Below are 21,054 nucleotides of genomic sequence, written 5' to 3'. Positions count from 1 at the left end.
CTACCAATGCATCCGCATCCCATAACCCGCTTCGGCGTCAAAACCCAAGGCAGGAGCCGTATGCGGTAATTCCGCACGTACGGATCTGTGCGGGGGGTGGCAGGTGACTGCCATTCCTACCGCGACCGTTATAGCGATTCGCTTGACTGACCCCGGCACCGATCATCCCCACCGGTTTATCGTCCTTGATGGCCAACCAGAATTCCGCTCCGGCCGCTGACGAGGCTCGCTCTTTCCACTGCTCGTCACTGTATTGAGCGGCCGTTTGGTAACTCACACCAAACGCTGTCGGCGTGTCCAAAAGCGCAGCGAGACGGACTTGCTTCAAAAACATCCAGTCTTTGGCTTCCGTCAATCGAATGGCCATGATCTTCCTTAAAGATGGCTAAATCTTTCAGCGGGTGTTTCGTAGTTTAGTTTTTCTTCTTGATTAGTTTGCCCAGGTAGTACTTCAGGCTTAAACGATCTTTGGGCCTTGGTTTGTAGTGGGTTTTATTTCTTTGTGCGGGATCGATCACCAGGGTTCCTGCGGTGTAGTAATAAAGCGCTATAGACCTGCGCGTGATGTGCTCTGGCGTTGTTAAAGGCTCTGGATGCCCATGATTGCTGTCTTTGTCTGTGTTGAAAATGACACATCGATTGTAAATGGGCAGGACTTTTTTAAGGCAGGTCTTCATGTTGACATCCCAAAGTTCAAGGTTGCCACCGTATTCCTCTCGCCAGTCTTCATTTAGATAAATGATGATATTCAGTCTGCGCTCAACATTAAGCTTTTTGTTGAGCCTGAAATCCGAGTGCACCCCCAGGAAACCACCAGTTTTCGTTTCATGCAGGCCGCCACCCGTAAAGTAGGGGTCGGGTATCAAACCTTCGATGCCTGTGAGCTTTTCAAGAAACTGCAACATGGGGGCCGAGTTAAAGGCGTTGAAAACAGTCTTCAAATAGGGGGTGCATTCGTTGGGACTGATTTGACGTTTTAGTTGACCTTTATAACCGCGCTCGTAGATCATTTCGTTGTTGGTTGGCTCGATTGGGAAGTGCGAGCAGATACTCGCAATCAGCTCTTCATCCAGGAAATTATCGATGACGATGTGCGGAAATGGCGTAGCCTGAGTATAGCGACTGGCCAATGAGGAACCCAAGGCGCTGGCGGCGTTCTGGTCGAAATCAAGCGCCGGGGAGAGGGTCATAGGTAGTGCTTGAGTGTTGGGTGCCATTACCGCTCCAATAACTTGATCTATGTGGATGACTTTAAGCAGCGTCCAGCAGCACTGCTCATTGCGTATCTTCGTAGCTTAACTTTTGCTGTCGTCTTTCTTCAGGCGCTTAAGGATATCGTTGTACATTTTGGTTCGTCTATGAGTCTTTCCATAGCCGCCAGCCGCTGCGACAGTGCCGGACTGCATGTGATCCAGATAACTGAAAATTTTACGCGGTGATAACATTTCAACGGCATAGCCAAGCTCGGTCATGCGGTCTTGGAGGGTGTAGCCTGGCACGCGATCATCCATCGAAAAATGCATGTTGTGCTGTTTGATAAGTTTGCAGTTCCACAATGTACAGAAACTCTTCAAGTAGACTTCTCTGTACGGTTTTGGTTCTCTGGAGCGTAATCCCATGGAGATTTTCAGGCGTCTGAAATGGTGTTTGAATAGTCGTGAGCTAAAGCGCCAAAGCGTTCTTGTGGTACCGCGGTTTAATTGCTCAACGCAACCGACGGCTACGACTTTTTGGTTTTTTAAGCATTTATTCAGCATCATCGGGAAAACATTTTTATCAAAAACAAATGTGTCGGTGTGCATTAGAAATAAATAATCAGTTTCAACTCGCTCCAAAACCAGGTCAAGTGCTTTGCCATGCGCGATATGCCCAGCTTCTGGTTCAGAAACAGAGCGCTCGATTAGATTTATCCAGTCAAGCGTTCGTAAGTACTCAGTGCTTTCATCGGCGGAATAGTTGTCAACTACCCATATTGGGATGCTGTGGCTCCCCACATGCTGGTGCAATAAGTCTAAGCATATCTTGGTGATTTCTGGTGTTTTGTAATTGACTATAACGATGCTGAAGGTTTTGGAGTTGTCAGCCAGGAAACTAGTCTTATTCATCGTTCAGGCGCCCAATGATATTGCATGTTATTGTAGGAATAATTGAATCTGTATACAGCTTTCGCTTGTTTGTCTGCGCGAAATTTTGCGTGACTATAGAGCGCAATTTTTTAAGCCGCTTTGTCATACATAATAACCATAGCTTACTTGGGCCTGATGGAGAGCAGTATGTGCGGACTTCATCGTATAAGGATCTGCTCTGCAGGTAAACATCCGTGACTTAAATCGTTACACGTTCCCCCGCTAGCCGTCTTCCGTACACGCAGCTTGGTTAAGTCGCAGGCACGTAGGCTTTCTGCCCGAGCTGGCTCAGTGAACATCTTTGTGCCCTGACAGCCTTGCGAGCGGTCTCAACGTGATTCGACAAGGTCTGTCGACTGCCATTGACTAACGATTGGATTTACGGATGAAACCAACGATGTCTCTCCAGTTCCACACCAAGATAATCACTGCCATAGCCGCCATGTCCCTGTCTCTCACCGGCTGTGTCGGGGTAGTGGTTTCCATACCGGAACCGGAAAGAGAACGCATTCCCTTGACCTACCAGCAAACAGATAGCGACCTGACCACGCGAGCGTGGTGTGGTTTAACGCTTTGGGCAGTGATCGTACCGATCCCCTTGAAATTGCCCGTCTGCAAGCTTCACCAGGGGCAGTCTTTAACATCACCCTTTTATGCCTGCGGCCCTCTGATGAGCCTGGGACCTATCTTTCATGGTTATGCGGGAAATGCACTGTGTGGAAAATTTACCGGGTTGTTTTGACCGAGGCGGCGCCACAGAAAACAACCATTGCTGTAGTTATCGTGGCACTAACGGCTACTGCGCATTGAGCCTTACTGATGAAACGTGCGGCCCAGTGCATCCAGGCGAACGGCGATGGGTGGCAAGCGCTGGCTGCTCAGGGCAAGGGTTTCGACATCGTCTGCGGTGCTTTGCGCGATGGTCTGCACAGACTGCAAGCGCCCGACCACTTCGCGGCTTGCCGTGGATTGTTCGCGGGTGGTGGTGACAATGCGCCCATTGAGTTCATCGATATGCGAGATGTCGCTGCCCACCGACTGCAACATCGCGGCCGCCAGCTGACTGTCTTCGACACAGCGCTCCACACCTTCGAGGCTGTCATGCATGGCCTCGACGGCTTTGCGGCTGCCTTGCTGCAAGGCCTCGATGATCGTCCTGATTTCCTTCGTGGAGAGGGCGGTGCGCTGCGCCAGGCTGCGCACTTCATCGGCCACAACGGCGAAGCCTCGGCCCTGCTCACCGGCGCGAGCGGCTTCGATGGCGGCGTTGAGGGCCAGCAGGTTGGTTTGGTCAGCAATACTGCTGATGACCTCCAGCACAGTATCGATTTGCTCCGCCTGTCCCGCCAGCACCTGCACGGTTGAGTGGGTGCCTTTCAGGCGCGAGGCCAACTGAGTGATTTCCAGTTGGGCGCGATTCACACTTTCCTGTCCTCGGGTGATTTGCACGCTGGCCTGGCCGGCATGTTCAACGGCATGTTCGACGTGAACGGCTATATGTCCCATCGCGTCCCCCATCCGCTGCATCGAACCCGTCATCTGGGCAATTTCCGTCAGCTGATGCTTGGCGCCTTTCTCCAGCGTGTTGCTCGCCTTGGCAAGCTCCTGGCCCAGCTCACCCAGGCCGTGAGAGTCGCGAACAACCCCGTCAACCAGGGCGGTAATCTGCATCAGGAATTGATCGAAACGATCCGCGAGCGATACATGCACAGTGGCCTTGTCTCCCTTGCCAGCATCGACGGCGAGCTGGGACGTGGCCGCGAGCATCTTGTCCAGCATGTCCTGGCTCTCCACCGCTTCGGCCTGACTGTGCACGGCCAGATAGAGCAGGGCGACCGTCTCCATGACCACATAGAAGGCGTGAACGAACACCATCGTCCACCCACCATGATGCGCCATGACGTAGACCGGAAAACCTTGGTGTTGCAGCGTATGGAAAACCACGTGATGAACGGCGATCGTGGCAGCGGCGACCAGAATCGGTAGCCAGTCGCGATAAAAAGTCAGTACCGCCAGCAACGCGAAAATACCGAAGTGGGATTCAATGACGCCCTCGGCCTGATTGATATGCAACGCGGCCATGACCATCAAGCCAATGCCCAGGCAGCACCGCATCCATCGCGTGCCGCCCATTGCGCGATAAAGCACCGTCAGCAGCAGACTCGTGCCGCCACCCACCACAAACGCCTGAATAAAGGTGTCGTGCCAGTAAGCCAGCCCCAAAGCGAAGAGAAACATCAGCCAGATCAGGCCCAGCATGATTCGGTCGGCCTTGCGGTAGTGGTCAAGAAAACGAGGGGGCAAAGGCATTCACTTTTACTCCATGTAATTGAGCCGGAATAAGGCAGGTCATTCCGGCATGTCGGGGCATACATGAGAAACCGTGAAGAGAGTAGCCGTTTGCCATCACACCTCCCGTGTTCGACGGTGAACGCGGGAAACAATGTCAGAAATAGAGGCAAGTAATGCTGAAGTGACGCGCAGTGGGGCTAGAGTGTCGATGTGAGGAAATGGAACCCACATCACCGATAGCGTCTAAATTACAGAGAGATGTCCCGCCACGCTGAAGGAACGACTCATGCTCAGATCTCGCTCATTGATTGCAGCTATTACATGCCTTGCGCTGGTTTCCGGTTCAGTGACTGCATTGGCCGATCCTGGTAATGGAAAGGGCCAGGGAAACGGCAAGGGAAATCCGCAAAACAGCCAGGTTCATGGCAACCAGGGAAGTCAGGGAGGCAAGGGCAAAAATTCCGGAGGCGGCGATTGGGATAATGGCCCAAGCATCAATCACGGAAGCGTTCTTGGAATTATTGGTGGGTATCGGGACTACTGGAGCCCCGGACCTGCATTGCCACCCGGCATTCAAAAGAACCTCGCGCGAGGTAAGCCGCTTCCACCCGGGATTGCCAAAAAACTGGACGGCCGGTTGATCGGCAGGCTGCCTCATTATGATGGGTATGAATGGCAGCAAGTTGGCACCGACTTGATATTGGTCGCGCTGGCAACCGGGCTCATCTACGAAGTACTCAACGGTGCTTTTGATTAATGGGCATGATCCATATGCCCATTTGAAGGTGGCAACCGGCGCAACCAGCGCTATTCGTCCACGCTGATACCCGATCCCCCTAGTTCGTTGGGGACATCCTTCAGCTTGGGCAATCCATCTTTGATGCGCAGCACGGTCTCCTGATAGTGGACGTGAACGCCTGGTGAATACGCAAGATCCGGGATGACCGCGGCATACACATCGATCAGTCCCATCCCCGGGTGCTCAGTGAAGATGTGCCCGCCGCACGTCTTGCACCACTTGCGGTAACTCTGCGGTGTCTTGTTGTAGGTACCGATGTTGTCAGCACCCCGAGTCACTTGCACCGCCTCGGGTTTCCACAGCGTGAAGGCATTGACCGGCCCTGCTGACCAATGCCGACACGACTCGCAATGGCAATAGCCCATTCCGACCGGCTCGCCGCTGACGGTGAACTCGACTGCGCCGCAAAAACAACTGCCTTTGTAAGACCGTTCAATGCTCATGGCATGACTCCTTGATCAATTGTCAGGCGGATACCACCGGACGTCATTCGTCAATGTAGTGCACCGCAGTAGCAGGCGTGCGCCGCACCTGCAGTTCGAAAATGTCAGGGCGCGCATAGTGTCCGGTGACGTCGAGCGTCCGCCGCGCTGGCGCCACAAGTGAGACGTCGATGTCCGCATACAGAATGCCTGCCTCTCGGTGTAATGGACCGGCTGTGATCCGGCCTTGAGGGTTGACCACCACCGAGTCGCCGTCGTTGATCCACTCTTGCGGATCGGGAAACAGTTGCATGCGAGCCGGAAAGTCATCGGGAATGTCGCTGCCGCGCAGCAAGGTGCCGCTGCCAAGCACCCAACAGCGGCCTTCGAGTGCAATGTGGCGCATCGTGCTGATCCAGCCATCGCCACTGTCATACGTGGGTGCGATGTAGATCTCCACCCCTTGGGCATACAGTGAATAGCGTGCCAGCGGCATGTAGCTTTCCCAGCAGATGAGTGTGCCAACACGGCCGACCGGTGTATCGACCGTGCGCAACCCGCTTGCATCACCGAAGCCATGCACCATGCGCTCGGGATTGGTTGGCATCAGCTTGCGGTGGCGGTTGAGCACTTCGCCGTTCGCGCCGATTACGACTACGCTGTTATAGAGCGTGCCGCCGCCATGGCGCCGGTCGCATTCATTGATGCCGCACACGATCGTCACGGCGTGAACTCTGGCGGCCTCGCACAATTCGTTCAGGTCACCGTTCGCAATATCGACGGCGTTGGCCAGCAGCCGCGCATGCAACTGGCCCATTAAAGCCCCGTCCCTTCCCGCCGCCAGCCGCCAGATCCATGACGGGTAACCTGGAATGAACTGTTCGGGTAAAACGATCAGCGAGGCTCCCGCCGTCGCTGCCTCGGCGACCGATTGCACGGCCCGGGCGATCGTCGCGCTGCGATCCAGCAGTACGGGCGGGCGCTGAATGATGGCTACCTTGGTCATGGCGTGCTCCTTTGGTATTTGGCTTTCGAGGTTTCAGCGTGCGCGTGGTGAAGTGGCGGGGCTAGTTCAGAATCTGAAGCGTTGTAATTGCGGAGCCAAGGCAATGGACGAAAGCTACGGTCAGTTCTGCACGGTCGCGCGCGGCGCTGAAGCCCTGTGCGAGCGCTGGACACCCTTGGTCGTGCGCGAGTTGCTGTGCGGCAGCAAGCGCTTCAATGAACTGCACCGCGGCGTGCCCCGGATGTCCACCAACCTGCTGGCACAGCGGCTGCGCCATTTGGAAGAAATCGGCGTCGTGCACCGCACGGCCACCGGCAAAGTCTGGGAGTACAGCCTGACCGAGGCGGGCGAGGAGCTGCGCCCCATCATCATGGCGCTAGGGCATTGGGGCGCGCGCTGGATCGGCAGTCGCCTTCGCGATGACGAACTCGACGCGGGGCTGCTCATGTGGGACGTTCGCCGGTTCGTGCGCGTTGAGACATTCCCGTCCCGACCGGTGGTCATCCAGTTCAAGTTCCGCGACGCGCGACCCGGCGAGCAAGCGTGGTGGCTCGTGGTTGAACAGGGCGTGGCAGATCTGTGTCGCGACGATCCCGGCCGCGAACTGACGCTCGTCGTGGACTCCAGCGTGCGCGCGTTGACCGAGGTGTGGGCGGGCGACCGCACACCGCGGGAGGTTCTGCAGTCGCGAGAGCTGCGCGTAGATGGCGCGGTGAAGGATGCGGAAAGTTTGTGGCGCTGGCTTGGCACGAGCGCGTTCGCGGGTACCCGGAGCGCGGCACGCTAGCGCTGGCAGCATCCGTCGGTCGCAGGACTTGAACTGTCTGGGGCTTAAAGCGTCATAAGATTCGCGATATCAACCTATGGAAGCCATCATGCTTTTAAAGAATAAGAGTCTCATTGCTGTAATGTCCTGCGCCCTGATGCTGGCGGCCGCCCCATTACTCCCTGCTGACCTGTCCATTATGAACTCCGCCTATGCGAAAGACGGTGGTGGTGGTGGTGGTGGTGGTGGTGGCGGCGGCGGTAACGGCGGTGGCGGCGGTAACGGTGGTGGTAATGGGGGCGGAAACGGAGGCGGGAATGGCGGTGGCCACGGCGGCGGTACAGGCGGCGGTCACAGCGGTTCAGGTCACTCCGGCAACTCTGACAGTAACGGCCGCGGCAATGGACTGAGCAGCGATCATGCCGGCAAGGCTGTTCGCGACCGTGGTGAAAGCGGAAACCACTACGGCAGAGATAGCAATAGTGATCGCGGTCATGGCCAAACGACTTCAGGTATCGCCAATTCCAAAGACACTCGCGGCGTGAGCAAAGCCAGTGCAATCTCGACCTCGACGCCAGGCGATCACAACACGAAAGGGTTGAGCAAAGCCGGGACTTCGGTATCGAAAAAATCGCACTGATCAGCCATAAGGGCTGATGGGAAAGTCCAACAGACTCAACTGCAAAGTTTGCCGCACGCTTGAGCTCAATTGGACTTCTTCGGTGGGTAGTTACCGCGCAAGTCCCCGGACTGGGTGCCTGTCTTACCGGGCAGGGCAGGCACTACCGGGCGAGATCTGGGTTGGGGGTTGGAGCGGCTCCGGGGTTGAGGTTGTTTGCTCATTGTTTGCCTCCTGACTTTTCCGGGTTTCGCGAAGGCCTCCTGATAAAGCTTAGCTGCTGGCTGCGATGGTCTGCATCGTTCAGCAGTGGGTGAAAAGGTTGCAAGCGACCAAAACCCGCAGCACGTAACCCCAAACAAAACGGGCGCCCGACAAGGCGCCCGTTTTCGTTTGTTCCGCTGCTTGAGTCCGTAAACGTCGACCGATCACATCTTCTCTTAGCGCAGCAGATGCACCGCCAAGCCGACAAGCGCGCAAGCCATCAGCACCTGAATGACGCCCCGTTTGAAGCGGAACAAGGCAATTGCCGCCAAAATGGCGATCAGTGCAGAGGGCCAGTCGAGGTTACCGCTGAAGCCCTTCGGCCACAGCACGTGATAGCCGAAGAAACATGCCAGATTGAGGATCACTCCAACCACCGCCGCTGTGATTGCGGTAAGCGGTGCAGTGAACTTGAGTTCGTTGTGGGTCGATTCCACCAGCGGGCCACCGGCGAGGATGAACAGGAACGAGGGCAGGAAGGTGAACCATGTCACCAGGGTGGCTGCGACAGCCCCGGCCAGAAATACATGATCGGCGCCGAACACTTGTGAGACGTACGCTCCAACAAAGCCGACGAAGGCCACCACCATGATCAGCGGCCCTGGTGTGGTTTCCCCCAGTGCCAAACCGTCGATCATCTGGGTCGGGGTAAGCCAGCCATAGTGACCGACCGCACCTTGATAGACATACGGGAGGACTGCATAGGCTCCGCCAAAAGTCAGCAACGCGGCCTTGGTAAAGAACCAGCCCATCTGGGTCAAGGTACCTTCCCAGCCAAAAAGCGCGGTCAGGACTCCCATCGGCAACGCCCACAGCGCTGCGCCGATGAGGGCCAGCAGTGCCAGTTTCATCCAGCTGAACCGGGCATGTTCCGGGGACGGGGTGTCGTCATCGATCAAGGCTGGGCCGAAGGACTTTTTGGCAGCGCTATGGCCCCCGGTTCTGAACTTCTCAGGCGCCAGACGCCCTCCGACATAGCCGATTAACGCTGCCCCCAATACGATCAGCGGGAAAGGAACATTGAACGCGAAGATCGCGGTAAATGAAGCTGCTGCTATCGCCCACAGCCAATTATTCTTCAGCGCCCGAGTGCCGATCCTGTGTGCCGCCTGCGCCACGATGGCCGTCACGGCAGGCTTGATCCCATAGAAGAGGCCGGCCACCACAGGCACTTCGCCGAACGCGATGTACATCCACGACAACGCGATGAGGATGAACAGAGAGGGCAGCACAAACAGCACTCCGGCGATCACTCCGCCCCAGGTCCGATGCATCAGCCAGCCGATGTAGGTCGCCAATTGCTGAGCCTCTGGCCCAGGCAGCAACATGCAATAGTTGAGCGCATGGAGAAAGCGTCGTTCGGAGATCCAGCGCCGACGTTCCACCAGTTCCTGGTGCATGATCGAAATCTGTCCTGCTGGCCCGCCGAAACTGATGAAGCCGAGCTTCAACCAGAACCGGAATGCCTCACGCAAGCTGATGGCTTCCGGCCTCGATAGACCCTCTTCAGCCGTTGATGGCAACACCTTACTCATTGGGTTGTTCCTCTTTCACAAACTCGGCGAGCAGTCCGTCGAAGATAGCGCTGGCAGCAGCCAGCAAGTGGTCGTCATGGGCAATGGTTTCGCGCAGTCCTGCCAGCACACGCTCGATGCCGGCAGCCTCCAAAGGCTGAATACCGCCGATATCGAGGTAGTGCACCAAGGCCGCGATGCGGTTCAGGCCGGGCTCTTGAAGCTCAAAACTGGCTTGCAGGGTTTCGAAGGTCACGCGATTGCCGACATGACTGAAGGTCGCATCATCGAAGTCGAAGCCCAGCGCGTCTGCCGGACAGTCATGTGGAGTATTCAGCCAGAGGATCCGGGCTTGAGGATCAATGAAGCGCCGAATCAACCAGGCGCAAGCTAGACGGTCAACCCACGGGCGCTTACGTGTTGCCCAGACACGACGTTGATAATCACCACGGTTGAGTGCCGTTATGGGCTCGTCGCGGCTATGTGGTTCATTCGCAGACAACGCTCTGCTGACAGCCGTCTCAAGCTCCTGCAAGGCTGAATCAGTCTGCTCCTTGGCCTTACCTGGAAAATAATCGATATGGGTGAGCTGATCATGGTTTTTGCGCAGCTTGCGAATTTGCTTGGTGGTGGCCACTGCGTTTTCAGGATTGAGCTGCCCACGGCACTCTTCAATCTCTGCGCGTAGCTTGCTGTAGTCATCGCTACGGTCGAATAACTCGACAAAGCGCTCACCCTCCGGATCGACCACGGGCAGGATGTAAACAGTGCCATTAATAGAAAGGATGTCGCGCTCGACAGACGCCAGAGCTTCACGACAGACACCGGTATCAGGCAACAGATAGGCACCATCGCGCAAAACCGCCGCACCTGAGGCTTTCAGAGCACGCCAGGCTCGCATGCGCTCGGTGGCATTCGCCGTGGGTAAGGCGAGAATCAGTGTCAGCCAGTTTTTCATGTAGAGAGCGCTATTTATTTTGTAATTCTTATTACGTTATCGGTGTTTTTGGCGTTTGGAAAGCCATCCTTGAAATCTGGGATTTTGGCGATGCATTAAATGGGGACTGATTTATTTAGTGTGGTCGAAGAGATCAATCGGCTGGTGGGGCGCTTCAAGTCGTAGAGGCGGTCCGATGCGCTCGGCTATCGGTACAGCAGAGGTGCCAGCAGTGCACACATGCCGCGCCAGTGCGAACCCTCCCAGTAAACCCGTTGGCAGGCGTCGCAGCGCAGGAAGTGCGAATAGAGGGCGCCAACGCGTGGCGGCACCTGCGACCGGGCCAGTTCCGGGCTGATCTCGTGCAGCGGCAGGTTGCAATGAAGGCACAGGCTGAATGGCCGCGCGCTACGCGCCAGGTCGAGACGCTCGTACAACTCGCGCAGCTGCAGCGACGGTTTCAGGGCATGCACGTAACAGCCGTGACTGATGATCCGCCGCTTGAGCAGTTCGCGGTCACGGGTTAGCACGATGCGTCCTTGCTGCGCAGCGATCTCGGCGATCTCGCCATCCTCGAAGCCATTGTCGTAGAGGGTGTCGAAGCCGCTCATGCGCAGCAGGTTGGCCAGCCCGCCAAGGTGCGCATCAGCGACGAAGCGCAGCACTCGTAAAGGTTGCGCACGAACCTTGAGCAGCGGGCTGATGTCCAGCGCTTCGAACTTGGGATACACCGCCAGCCGGTCACCGTCGAAAATCACCCGCTCCAAGCCCACCGACTCGCCGTTGAGCAGCACCAACTCGACCTCCGTGTGCGGTATCCCGAGCGCCTCGATCATGTGCTTGACCGTCGCCGCTCGCGCGCACTCGCAAGTGAAGGACTGCCGCCGCCGTTCGGCCGGCAGGAAATCGTTGAGCTCCTCGTAGAAGCGGAAGGTTGCACTGGTCATGTTGAACAGTATGGCAGGGCTGCAAGGATGAGCGAGTCTAGTCCGGACATCTTCTCCGGCAGGTCAGAGCAGCTGCATGAGATACACATCACCGGGCTTTGGGATCTACGAGAGCAAAAATCAACTCAAAACGCTGCTAGCACAGCGTCTTTTGGTAATAGAGTCGAGTATGTCCTGGTGGGTAATCTGCCAGGCGTCCGAACTCGGAGTACCCAAGTTTTCGATAAAAACCTGGCGCTTGAAAGCTGAAGGTCTCTAGCCAAATGCCAATGCAGTTCTTCTTTTGCGCGATATCTTCGGCCATGCGCATTAATCGCTCCCCGATACCCTGGCCCCGCATCTGTTCAGGAACGCTGACAAGATCGATGAGTAGCCATCGATAGGAGATCTTCCCGTACAGCCCGCCAATGACTTCGTCCCTGTCAGGGGCTCGTAGCAACAGCGCAAAAGTTTCATGCGCGTCGTCTCCGCCGTTAGTCAGGTTATGGGCCAGCAGCGGGGTCAGAATGGCGAGGCGCTCTGCCTCCGTTACATTTTCTGATAGTTGGATTTGTGCAGGCATGGTGCTCTCCCTGAGCGTTTTGCAACCGGGTCAAAATGGTATCCGATTCGCGTCATCTGTCTGCGCCCTGCGTGACCCTAAACCACTGGTTTCATATGCCAATAGACCCAACCTGCCATCGTCGCCACGGCCACCAAAACGAGAACACCTTCGTGCTTGAGCACGTGCCAGGGCAACCGATCGACTTTCAGCTTGATGGCTCGTAATGCCCGAGCGGGCAACGAGAGCTGTCCGCCGCTCAGCGCAGCATTGGTGAAATAAATCGTGCCCAGGAACACCACCACGGGGCTCATCCACTGCAGCCACGGCACATGATCGGACCAGGCGTACGCCACGACTGCCGGTATTGCACTGGGGAGGATGTGGCGCAGCACCAAGAGCCCGGCGCCTTGCCGATACCAACGCCGCGGGAGTAACCATCCACTGAGCAGCACATCCAGCTGCCCCAGCCTCACGACCACCATGGCCCACACCTGGTAAGCCTTCAGGCCGACCCACATCACCGCCATCATGAAGATCGGCATAAGGACCGTGGTGACCAACCCGGTATTTTTCGACGAGCCGGCCAGCAGCGAAACCACCAGTAAAGCAGAGAGCGCCAGCCACAAGAACAGGTAGACCCCTGAATAGTTGGTGGCCGGCAACCAGTCCCGCCAGTTGTCCAGTGGCTGCAGCCCGAGACGTTGGGGCACCTCGGGGTATTGGTATTCAATGTCCTGGGCGAGCTGTGAAAAGCGTTGCCAGTCGAGGCTGGTAAAGTAATCGGCCATTGCACGACGGTGGCGGTCACTCATGGGTTTGAGCAGCAAGGCGGCGGCCTGCCCGTGGATTTTCTCGGCATCGAATCTGGCCAGCTCGCCGCGCACGGTTGCCTCCATGGCCTGCACCTCGCACCGCCGGATCAGCCTGTCCCAACGCCAGTATTCGCACGGTAACGTGCCCTGTTTTTCGTCCCATCCCATGATCTGGCACACGCCATCGAAGAACGCTGGCGACCAATGCGGGGCGGACTCGAGCCAAGCCAATACATCTTGCTCGAACCGCTGGCGGTGTTCGAAGGATATAAGCCAGTCGCTGGCCAGCCAGGCGCGCAGCGCGTCTATTACCTGCCGGTCTTTACCGTCGGCCAGCCACTGCTGCATCTGCTCAAGAGACGGTTCTGGAGGACGGGTTGAGCGATCGACGCTGTCCACTGGGATGGCCAGCGAAGGAACTTCGTCCGCCTGGGGGCATTGCGGGGCGAGTGCGCTTACGGCTAACGGGGCATCAACGATTTCCTCATCCGCCTTCGCGCGCCAGCGAGCCTCGGCCAGCGAAGCTTCATAGGCTTCACGCAGGCGCTGGAACGCATCAGGGTTTTCGTCTGGACGATGGGTTTTGAGCAAGCGCGCATAGGCTCGCTTGATGCTGCGTTCGTCCGCGTTCGGCGTCAGGCTGAGTACTTGCCAATGGTTCATGGGGGCTTAAACCTCTCGCTCGAAATGACCCAGGCGCTGAGTAATGTCGCTGCGGGCTTCGCGTATCTGACGTTCGTCCTGAGTGTCGAGCATTTGCTGAAAATGGAACGCCAGCCCGGCAATATGCTGCCGGCCATCGCCCAGGCTTTCCTGGTACAAGCGGTCCAGTCGGGCCAGCAGCAGCGTATTGATCTGCTGATCGCGGGGGTGCACTTTGAGCGCTTCGAGGGCGGCGAGCCGCTGGGCAATTTCTTCTGGAGCCAGTACGCCGGGGTTGTTCTCGATGACCAGTCTGCGGGTTTCGCCGTTGATGGGCAGGTGCACCTGCGCCTCGAGCAAACCGTTGTTGTCATAGGTGAAGCGCACGTCCAGGGTCACTTCACCGGCCTTGCGCGGCGGCACGGCGATTTCCAACTGCCCCAGGAAAATATTGTGACTCACCAGCCGGTTTTCGCCCTGATAGATACCCAGACTGACCACTTTCTGATTGTCAGTGAGGGTGGACACAACGCGAGAACGGCTCACCGGCACCACCGTGTTGCGCTCGATGATCGGCAGGTAGTGGCCGCTTTGAAAACCCGCCCCCACCTGAACCGACGTTTCGATGCCCAAGGTATAGGGGCATACATCGGTCAGCACCACTTCTTCAAGGGAAGCATGACGCGCCATTAGTGCCGCCTGGACCGCCGCGCCCTGCGCGACCACTTCGTCTGGGTTGAGCTGCATCGACGGGATTCGCCCGAAGAGGGCCGCCGCCAGCTTGCGCACCAGCGGCATACGCGTCGTGCCGCCCACCAGCAATATCTCGTCGAGGTCCGCGACTTTGATCCGCGCATCGCGCAGTGCGCGTTCGATCGGCGCACGCAAGCGATCCAGCAAGGGACGGAAGATGTCCGCAAGGTCGCCCTGGGTCAGTTCGATGGTCCACTCGCGCGGTTGCTCGCGCAGGGTAAAGCGTGCGGTCTGTGCCTGTCCCAGCACATGGCGAACCCGTTGTGCTTCACGCCGCAACCGTTGTGCAATGGCAGGGAGGGCCGTGTCCGGCAAGTCGGCGGCGCCGATTTTTGCGATGAAATGCTCCACGAGCAGCTCATCGAAGTCTTCACCGCCGAGGAAATTGTCGCCGGCGCTGGCGCGAACTTCCATGACGCCTTCAAACAGCTCCATGATGGATACGTCAAAGGTGCCCCCACCGAGGTCGAACACCAGAAAGGTCGTTTCGTTTCGCTGTTGAAGGCCGTAGGCCAATGCGGCGGCGGTCGGTTCGTTGACCAGTTTTTCAATTTTCAGCCCGGCCAGCTCACCAGCGACCCGCGTCGCCTTGCGCTGAGCATCGCTGAAGTACGCAGGTACGCTGATCACCGCTTCGTGAACAGGCTCGCCCAAGGCACGCTCGGCGTCGGCCTTGAGACTGCGCAGCAACATCGCCGACAGTTCTTCCGCGCGGTAGGCGCGCCCACCGAGCCGCGTCTCACGGGCGCTGCCCATGTAGCGCTTGAACAGCGACGCGGTGAGTTGTGGATGGGTGTGCAACCGCTCGCGAGCGATATCCCCGACAACCAATTGGCCATGATCATCGAGACCCACGACGCTCGGCGTGAAGAGGTTGCCCAAGGCATTGGGGAGTATCCGGGCCTGTTCACCATCCCACGCAGCCACGAGGCTGTTGGTGGTGCCCAGGTCAATACCAATGATCACAGTCACTTCTCCTTAAATGACGCGGCCAAGCGGTAGAGTGCATGGGTCGCAAGGTCAGTCATGACCGTTGTACCGGAGGTACACAAGTCCATGGTCGGAGTTATCGGCAGGGCAGGCGGTAGCTTTAACCACGGCTGCATGCGTTTGCTTGTGGCGGTAGCTGCCGCCGATCAGCCGGCCAAGGAGGCGTTCTATACAGATGCGAAAAGCCTGTCTGTGACAGTGGATGATCGTCGGGTATCGGCCCAAGCCGCGCATACGCGAAGGACATCAATGCCGAAATCTCATTCAGCACTTCGAGGAGGTCTGTATGTGAGTTGGTGAAAAAGCCTGACATCTACCAAAAAAACATCTTCCAAAGTACAGGCTTTTTAGCGGGGACGACCGTCCGCATTTGGCCGGATTGCTTCCTATCGTGAAGGACCGCAATCGACTGTGGATTCAACCGGCCGATGTAACAGATTGGCTAGCTACTTTCTTGGCAAATCTCTTACCAAAAGCAATCCACCATTTTTCATAATAGAAGGTCGAGATGTGCGCGGTGATAAAAATGGCGGCGAACAACAAAGGGCGCTTCAGATATTTTATGACGGTATCTCCGCTACCCAGCCAAGTATGTATTAGCAGTGGATGAACAACGTAGAGCGCGTACGAGATGGTGGCGATATAAAATAGAGCGCGATTATTCAGCAACTGGGCAATTCGTGTCCGACTATTGAGTAACGTGCTCCCCACCATTGCTGCGGCAAGATAGGGACGGAAGTAGTTCATGAAGCCCGCATCGGGATGACAGGACACGACAAACAGGAGGCATAAAAATATTTGCACGATCGCCGTTTGTGTCGGAAGTTTGTCAAGGATGTTGCCCAGTCTATTGTTGTATATCAGTGCCAGTATGCATCCGGAAAGTATTTCATCAATGCGGTAGTAAGTGTTGATTGCGACATGCACATCATTCATGACCCGGTACATCGTGACGGCGATGCAGAGAACAGGGATCAGCAGTACCCACTTGTTTCTCATCAGAACTACCAGCAAAGCGATGGCGAAATAAAACTGGACCTCCATGCACAAACTCCATAGGTGGCCGTTTACATTGCCAAGCCACATAGGCGGCCAGTTGGCAACGAACAGAAAGTTTGCGATGTAGAACTCCGGAGTGCTGTTCATGACAGGTAAAGCAATGAGCATGTACAACCAGGCGAGAGGGACAACCCGAAAGATTCTGCGGATTAAAAAATCAACGACGCTGCTGTTGTTGAGCAGAAAGTTTGTTATCAGGAAACCCGATAACGTAAAAAATATAGCCATTCCCATAACGCCTGCGGCGGCATTAAATTGCCAAGCCTTTGGGCTAAGTGGTAGCAGGTGGCATGCCAAGACAAGCAAGATGCTTATGCCGCGCCATCCATCAAGTACGCTGAATCGAGAACCCGCTACGGAACTACTGTTCATATTTTCATCCCGCTCTTGGGTCGATAGAGGGCATTCTATAAAGGCAGTGCTGCGTCTGAAGACTGTCTGAATTTATATAAAAATCCAGTAGTTGCAGCGGTGAAAAACTCAAGAAATCAGACCATTTAAGCCTGTAGTCTAGGACACCTTTTGGACTTTACACTTCACGCCATGAAAAAATTCCAGTCGCGAGGAATTCGCTAAATGACTGGGTTTTTGGCGTTGTTTGTTTGACGTTGCTTGATAGCGTGACGCTAAGTGAATCGCCCACTTTTTGGTAGATGCCCTGAGCGGCGGCTTTTGGCCGATCGTTGCCCTTCGCGGCAATCTGCAGCAGAGGTTATTCGTCTTTGGCTATTCCCCAAAACCGTTAGGAGGATCAATGAGTCAATTGATTAGCAACCAGCGTCATCTCAGCCAATGGGTGCGTGAGCAAGAAGGTAGTCTCGATATCGCGGTCGCATTTTGGGGGGCAGGGGCTTTGAAAGACCTAGGGCTCGATCGATCAGATAGAAGAGTGCGTGTACTACTCGACCTTTCAGCTGGCGCAACTAACCCTTCGGTAGTTCGAGATCTCGTCAACACCTATCCGGGGATGATTCGCCGCGTCGACCGGTTGCACGCCAAGGCCTACCTTGCTGAAACCGAAATTGTTGTTGGCAGTGCAAACGCCTCGGCGAATGGCCTTGGACTTGAGGGAGCTGAAGCTACCCAGTGGCGGGAGCTCGGTATGGTTTCCACCGACGCAGCCACTGTTCAAGAAGCGCACACCTGGTTCAATGACCTGTGGTCCTTTGCCAAGCTTATTGATCTAGATAGTGACGAATTTACCGAGGCGCAACGGTTATGGCGCCAGCGACATGCTAACCGGTCACTTCCGCAGACCTCCTCTGAGTCTCTCATTGCAGCGGTCATCGCAAATCCTTCTTCGTTCACGGGTCGCGATTTGTATGTAGTCGTTGATCTTGCTGACATGGACGCCGCTGGTGATACTGCCGTCGCACTAAAGAAGGAGGAAACTGGTCAACCGGCCTATGCATGGCAAGGATGGTCAGACATTCCGCGCCGAGCTTACCTGATTAGTTTCCATAAAGACGGACGTATGCGGTTTGCCTTCTCAGATGAGGGCGCGCAGGAACCGGTTTACTTCACTCGAGAGGAATATGAAGGTCCCATGCAGTTTGTTGAGGCGAGTTACATTCCAGGGTTCAGGAAAAACCTCGGTGATATTGAGCAGTGGCGCGAACTGCTGAAACGAGCTGAAAGCAATGCAACGGACTGGGTCAAAAATGACGGCATGTGCATGGACCTTGGCGAGTTCGCTAGGAAATATTCCAATCCACAGTTACTGGATGCAAGGCGGGAGAGCTAGCCCAGCTAAACTCAAAAAGTTCGCCGGTCACCCCTGCGATCTGATTATCTAGCAGTGCTGGTAGGCCATCACGCCCTACGACGAAATCACCTATTTGAATGCCTTGAGGAGGCATGGGGCACCGCTCCTCAAGAACTCGAATTTAGGTTGACTGGCTTCCTCAGGGGGTGAAGCGACCTATCGCCAACTGCGGCTATCAGGGGTGTTAAGCGGCGAAGAGTCGGAACTGTTATAGCCAGCTCGCAAGAGTGCCCTGTCAAACATTTAGGGCTACCGAGCGAAGCGTTACGGCGAGGTCGTACTCCATCAGCCGGACATTCGGGACCTGTGTTGCCGCATAAAGTAGTTTCTGGCCAATACCCGACGCGATGATGATGCCATACACATTCTTGTCGCCCGCTAGGTGCTCTTTGACCCAACCCATATAGCGAAGGATTTGCCCTAAGGCCGCGTCCGGTCCGCGGCCGACTTTCAGTTCGATTACATAGAAATCGCCGTTGCCGATCGCCAGGATATCGATCGGGCCAACGTCCGTGTGAAACTCTACACCATCACGATCGCTCGTGCGGTATAGGGTAAGTGGCGCAGCGTGACCTAGCAGTTTGGGAAGCTTCTTGGCGAGGTAATCGCGTAGGTGCGCCTCTAGAGCGAACATGCCGTACGCATCATCGTTTGTATCTACTGCGTCGGCGATCGGCGCAGGATCGTCGCCCACACCGTCCGCGAGACGGACGATCAACGCGCCGTCGGCAGCATGCGCAATCTCCCATACGCCATGTTTGTCAGGCTGGTACAAAACAACCCGACCGCGACCAGTGCTGAACAAGTAGTCGTAGGCTGTGTCGGTGAGCCGTGGTTTTTTGTTTTCACTATAATGGATGCGCGATGGGTGATTCACTGCCCCCGAAACAATGCTGCATGTCATCGAGCTGTCATTGATATCATTTCCGTACATCGACCTGACTTTTGCTTTAATCGCTTGATACGTAAATTCCCCACTCAACTGCTGGGCTGCTTCCCTAACCATTTGCCATACCGCCGGGCGATTAACGCTGTCCACAATCAGAATTCCTTATGTCCTGTGATCATTAGTCAATTTGCCACCGAATCAATGCGGTGTACTAGCCTTAGCGGCGCATCCGCACTTTACCCGAGTTGTAACTTCCAGCATCCCCTACCTAATATGAAAAACTTCGGATCAGGTACGAGGCGAAAAAGCGAGTGGCCCCGTATAGCGGCCATAGATGACTGTCCGTTTCTGGCCGAAAGCTGCCCGCAATGATAGGCGGCAGATGGAGACGCTGACGCTCGCCGGTATCTGCTGGCCCTTACCACTTGAGGTCTCACCCCAGCGACGCTTTACAACAGAGTCTGGCCATCCTGATAGAATCGATCAGGTTATAGATAACACCCTTCTGAGAAATGGTATGAATACAGAATTGATGGAAGATGAGATGCGCCGGGCGCTATTCGGTGATCCTGAGCCCTCTGCGCCGGCAATTCACTCAGACGTGCAGGACACAGTCCCGGATGTTGTGATCGTGCAACCGGTGAAGGCTGCGAAGAAAAAGACAGTCTCAAAAGGCTTCACACCTAGGTTGAGAGTCACGCTGCGGGTGGGAAATGAATTTGAAGGCAAGATGCGCGAGATGGTACATGAGGCCGATACGCTGAGCTCTCTAGTTGCAGAGCAAGAAGCTACTAAGACGGCCAGAAAAAAATTCAGGTTTGTGGAAGTGGTGTCGGTCAAGTCGATGTAAGTGGGCACTCTCACTTGGTTCGCTCGTCTGACATTGAACCGCGTTCGGTTACCGCGGATCACCCGACCGGTTCGTGTCGATTGAAGCCTCAAACATTAGGGTACGGTAGTCGTATCCCAGACTGGATTTAACATCATCACTCCATACCGCTCTCAATGTTAATTGGTCGCCAGCCCAAGCCACATAACTGAGGGTGGCGACAGGCAGAAATCGGCCAACAGCTGCCTGTCAATTTCGTCTGAGGAAACCCAGACGATCTGTCTCTTGCCGCGCCTTGTTATAAGACTTCGAGTTGTCCACGAAACTAGGTGAGGGTAAACCTCTTCCAATGAACAGTATGCCCAAGGATTGGTCTGGAGTATCCGATCAAACAGTAAGTGCAGCCACACAGTGCTGGTGGCAGCTGTAAGTGCCAAACGAATGCAGATGCGCTACAACTCATAGAACTCCGGGGTCCTCACAGAAGCGAGCGAATGTGGATGAAACCCAATCTCTGTGTCGTAAGGCTGGTTCGGTTCGCATCCGCTTCGCTCATCATGCTAGCCACCGGTGCAGTGGCAGAGGATCTCGAACCCAGGTCCTACGCCAATACACCGGTAGGTATCAATTTCCTGCTCTAGGCTACAGCGATCTCTATGGCAACGTGACGGCCAACACTACGAATTGCCAGCAGACACTGCGAATGGCCTTGTCGTTGTTATTGCGAAAGTCAGCAATGGTTTTGAAGTTCGGAGCCAATCGCCCAGTCAACCACATCAACTCGACGTTACGCTGGCTTCACGCTCCAGCCGGCGGCTGGACTGAATCCGATTCAGGTAGTCGTAGATATAGATCTTCAGCAAGATCGCGGGATGGTAGGCCGGACGCCCCTTTGCAGCAGGGTCAACACCTTCAAACCAAGTACACCCAGGTCGAGTTAGTCGACGAAAACGTCGACCACTCGGACTGTATTTTCTTTGGCTACGTAATCGTCCAGGCACTCCGGCAGAAGCGTCACTTGCGTCCGAGTCTCACCTTCGATGAATCGCTTCATGATCGCGGCATCGATCAGGATTTCG

General features: G+C 55.8%; 19 protein-coding genes and 2 pseudogenes. 6 read left to right on the top strand and 15 right to left on the bottom strand.

The features are described 5' to 3' along the window. Nucleotides 1–127: 127 nt before the first annotated feature. The 3 genes and pseudogenes from CKW16_RS30530 to CKW16_RS30520 all read right to left on the bottom strand — a co-directional run. Nucleotides 128–367: pseudogene (locus CKW16_RS30530) on the bottom strand (GNAT family N-acetyltransferase); the annotation flags it as partial. Between the two features lie 46 nt (nt 368–413). Further along, nucleotides 414–1,217: a 2OG-Fe(II) oxygenase gene (locus tag CKW16_RS30525; protein WP_095133278.1), complete on the bottom strand. Its 804-nt coding sequence runs from the start codon at nt 1,215–1,217 to the stop codon at nt 414–416. Nucleotides 1,218–1,295: 78 nt separating this feature from the next. Continuing rightward, nucleotides 1,296–2,105, bottom strand: a complete 810-nt coding sequence (locus CKW16_RS30520; protein ID WP_095133276.1) for a glycosyltransferase family 2 protein — start codon at nt 2,103–2,105, stop codon at nt 1,296–1,298. 406 nt (nt 2,106–2,511) lie between these two features. Between CKW16_RS30520 and CKW16_RS30515 the strand changes: the two genes are divergently transcribed. Further along, complete coding sequence (locus CKW16_RS30515) at nt 2,512–2,868, top strand: hypothetical protein (protein ID WP_256580559.1); 357 nt, start codon at nt 2,512–2,514, stop codon at nt 2,866–2,868. A gap of 71 nt (nt 2,869–2,939) precedes the next feature. On the opposite strand, the gene CKW16_RS30510 is transcribed toward CKW16_RS30515, so the two are convergent. Then, on the bottom strand, nt 2,940–4,436 hold the full coding sequence (locus CKW16_RS30510; RefSeq protein WP_095133274.1) for a methyl-accepting chemotaxis protein: 1,497 nt from the start codon (nt 4,434–4,436) through the stop codon (nt 2,940–2,942). A 268-nt stretch (nt 4,437–4,704) separates the two neighbouring features. On the opposite strand from CKW16_RS30510, the gene CKW16_RS30505 reads away from it, so the two are divergent. Continuing rightward, nucleotides 4,705–5,175: an anti-virulence regulator CigR family protein gene (locus CKW16_RS30505; protein WP_095133272.1), complete on the top strand. Its 471-nt coding sequence runs from the start codon at nt 4,705–4,707 to the stop codon at nt 5,173–5,175. 50 nt (nt 5,176–5,225) lie between these two features. Here the strand turns inward: CKW16_RS30505 and CKW16_RS30500 are convergent, their stop codons facing one another. Then, on the bottom strand, nt 5,226–5,660 hold the full coding sequence (locus tag CKW16_RS30500) for a GFA family protein (RefSeq protein ID WP_095133270.1): 435 nt from the start codon (nt 5,658–5,660) through the stop codon (nt 5,226–5,228). Nucleotides 5,661–5,703: 43 nt separating this feature from the next. Next, nucleotides 5,704–6,645 (bottom strand): carbon-nitrogen hydrolase family protein, encoded by a 942-nt coding sequence (locus CKW16_RS30495; RefSeq protein ID WP_095133268.1) that lies wholly within the window; start codon nt 6,643–6,645, stop codon nt 5,704–5,706. A gap of 103 nt (nt 6,646–6,748) precedes the next feature. On the opposite strand from CKW16_RS30495, the gene CKW16_RS30490 reads away from it, so the two are divergent. Further along, nucleotides 6,749–7,432 carry a helix-turn-helix domain-containing protein gene (locus CKW16_RS30490; RefSeq protein WP_095133266.1) on the top strand — a complete coding sequence of 228 codons (684 nt, stop codon included), beginning with the start codon at nt 6,749–6,751 and terminating at the stop codon, nt 7,430–7,432. Between the two features lie 88 nt (nt 7,433–7,520). Further along, nucleotides 7,521–8,051, top strand: a complete 531-nt coding sequence (locus tag CKW16_RS32375; protein WP_176471625.1) for a hypothetical protein — start codon at nt 7,521–7,523, stop codon at nt 8,049–8,051. Nucleotides 8,052–8,470: 419 nt separating this feature from the next. On the opposite strand, the gene chrA is transcribed toward CKW16_RS32375, so the two are convergent. From chrA to CKW16_RS30450, 7 genes are all read right to left on the bottom strand, one after another. Further along, nucleotides 8,471–9,829 (bottom strand): chromate efflux transporter, encoded by a 1,359-nt coding sequence (gene chrA, locus CKW16_RS30485; protein WP_095133264.1) that lies wholly within the window; start codon nt 9,827–9,829, stop codon nt 8,471–8,473. Next, entirely contained in the window at nt 9,822–10,766 is a 945-nt protein-coding gene (locus CKW16_RS30480; protein ID WP_095133262.1) for a chromate resistance protein ChrB domain-containing protein, read from the bottom strand. The genes chrA and CKW16_RS30480 overlap by 8 nt, the downstream gene beginning before the upstream one ends. A 185-nt stretch (nt 10,767–10,951) precedes the next feature. Further along, nucleotides 10,952–11,692, bottom strand: coding sequence for a Mut7-C RNAse domain-containing protein (locus tag CKW16_RS30475; RefSeq protein ID WP_095133260.1), 741 nt, complete (start codon nt 11,690–11,692; stop codon nt 10,952–10,954). A 136-nt stretch (nt 11,693–11,828) separates the two neighbouring features. Continuing rightward, complete coding sequence (locus tag CKW16_RS30470) at nt 11,829–12,254, bottom strand: GNAT family N-acetyltransferase (protein WP_095133258.1); 426 nt, start codon at nt 12,252–12,254, stop codon at nt 11,829–11,831. Between the two features lie 77 nt (nt 12,255–12,331). Beyond that, nucleotides 12,332–13,711 (bottom strand): J domain-containing protein, encoded by a 1,380-nt coding sequence (locus CKW16_RS30465; protein WP_095133256.1) that lies wholly within the window; start codon nt 13,709–13,711, stop codon nt 12,332–12,334. 6 nt (nt 13,712–13,717) lie between these two features. Then, entirely contained in the window at nt 13,718–15,409 is a 1,692-nt protein-coding gene (locus CKW16_RS30460; RefSeq protein WP_095133246.1) for a molecular chaperone HscC, read from the bottom strand. Between the two features lie 441 nt (nt 15,410–15,850). Further along, entirely contained in the window at nt 15,851–16,864 is a 1,014-nt protein-coding gene (locus CKW16_RS30450) for an acyltransferase (protein WP_095133242.1), read from the bottom strand. Between the two features lie 382 nt (nt 16,865–17,246). On the opposite strand from CKW16_RS30450, the gene CKW16_RS30445 reads away from it, so the two are divergent. Continuing rightward, nucleotides 17,247–18,236, top strand: coding sequence for a phospholipase D family protein (locus CKW16_RS30445; RefSeq protein ID WP_095133241.1), 990 nt, complete (start codon nt 17,247–17,249; stop codon nt 18,234–18,236). Between the two features lie 256 nt (nt 18,237–18,492). Here CKW16_RS30445 and CKW16_RS30440 read toward each other — a convergent pair whose 3' ends face one another. Then, nucleotides 18,493–19,296: an endonuclease NucS gene (locus tag CKW16_RS30440; protein WP_095133239.1), complete on the bottom strand. Its 804-nt coding sequence runs from the start codon at nt 19,294–19,296 to the stop codon at nt 18,493–18,495. A 367-nt stretch (nt 19,297–19,663) separates the two neighbouring features. Between CKW16_RS30440 and CKW16_RS30435 the strand changes: the two genes are divergently transcribed. Continuing rightward, entirely contained in the window at nt 19,664–19,996 is a 333-nt protein-coding gene (locus CKW16_RS30435) for a hypothetical protein (protein WP_095133279.1), read from the top strand. Nucleotides 19,997–20,635: 639 nt separating this feature from the next. On the opposite strand, the pseudogene CKW16_RS30425 reads toward CKW16_RS30435, so the two are convergent. Continuing rightward, nucleotides 20,636–21,029 (bottom strand): annotated as a pseudogene (locus CKW16_RS30425) (transposase); the annotation flags it as partial. Nucleotides 21,030–21,054 lie beyond the last annotated feature (25 nt).

Source organism: Pseudomonas sp. Irchel s3h14 (assembly GCF_900187425.1).
In the GTDB taxonomy this organism is placed as follows: domain Bacteria; phylum Pseudomonadota; class Gammaproteobacteria; order Pseudomonadales; family Pseudomonadaceae; genus Aquipseudomonas.
Note: the sequence above shows the minus strand (reverse complement) of the source record. Positions and strands in the feature narration are given on the sequence as shown.

Excerpts from the sequence above, each read along its gene's own strand:
- CKW16_RS30450 (WP_095133242.1), bottom strand. The coding sequence starts at position 16,864 with ATGAACAGTAGTTCCGTAGCGGGTTCTCGATTCAGCGTACTTGATGGA.
- chrA (WP_095133264.1), bottom strand. The coding sequence starts at position 9,829 with ATGAGTAAGGTGTTGCCATCAACGGCTGAAGAGGGTCTATCGAGGCCG.
- CKW16_RS32375 (WP_176471625.1), top strand. The coding sequence starts at position 7,521 with ATGCTTTTAAAGAATAAGAGTCTCATTGCTGTAATGTCCTGCGCCCTG.
- CKW16_RS30500 (WP_095133270.1), bottom strand. The coding sequence starts at position 5,660 with ATGAGCATTGAACGGTCTTACAAAGGCAGTTGTTTTTGCGGCGCAGTC.
- CKW16_RS30525 (WP_095133278.1), bottom strand. The coding sequence starts at position 1,217 with ATGGCACCCAACACTCAAGCACTACCTATGACCCTCTCCCCGGCGCTT.
- CKW16_RS30520 (WP_095133276.1), bottom strand. The coding sequence starts at position 2,105 with ATGAATAAGACTAGTTTCCTGGCTGACAACTCCAAAACCTTCAGCATC.
- CKW16_RS30515 (WP_256580559.1), top strand. The coding sequence starts at position 2,512 with ATGAAACCAACGATGTCTCTCCAGTTCCACACCAAGATAATCACTGCC.
- CKW16_RS30480 (WP_095133262.1), bottom strand. The coding sequence starts at position 10,766 with ATGAAAAACTGGCTGACACTGATTCTCGCCTTACCCACGGCGAATGCC.
- CKW16_RS30495 (WP_095133268.1), bottom strand. The coding sequence starts at position 6,645 with ATGACCAAGGTAGCCATCATTCAGCGCCCGCCCGTACTGCTGGATCGC.
- CKW16_RS30465 (WP_095133256.1), bottom strand. The coding sequence starts at position 13,711 with ATGAACCATTGGCAAGTACTCAGCCTGACGCCGAACGCGGACGAACGC.
- CKW16_RS30435 (WP_095133279.1), top strand. The coding sequence starts at position 19,664 with ATGAATACAGAATTGATGGAAGATGAGATGCGCCGGGCGCTATTCGGT.
- CKW16_RS30505 (WP_095133272.1), top strand. The coding sequence starts at position 4,705 with ATGCTCAGATCTCGCTCATTGATTGCAGCTATTACATGCCTTGCGCTG.
- CKW16_RS30445 (WP_095133241.1), top strand. The coding sequence starts at position 17,247 with ATGAGTCAATTGATTAGCAACCAGCGTCATCTCAGCCAATGGGTGCGT.
- CKW16_RS30510 (WP_095133274.1), bottom strand. The coding sequence starts at position 4,436 with ATGCCTTTGCCCCCTCGTTTTCTTGACCACTACCGCAAGGCCGACCGA.
- CKW16_RS30490 (WP_095133266.1), top strand. The coding sequence starts at position 6,749 with ATGGACGAAAGCTACGGTCAGTTCTGCACGGTCGCGCGCGGCGCTGAA.
- CKW16_RS30475 (WP_095133260.1), bottom strand. The coding sequence starts at position 11,692 with ATGACCAGTGCAACCTTCCGCTTCTACGAGGAGCTCAACGATTTCCTG.
- CKW16_RS30470 (WP_095133258.1), bottom strand. The coding sequence starts at position 12,254 with ATGCCTGCACAAATCCAACTATCAGAAAATGTAACGGAGGCAGAGCGC.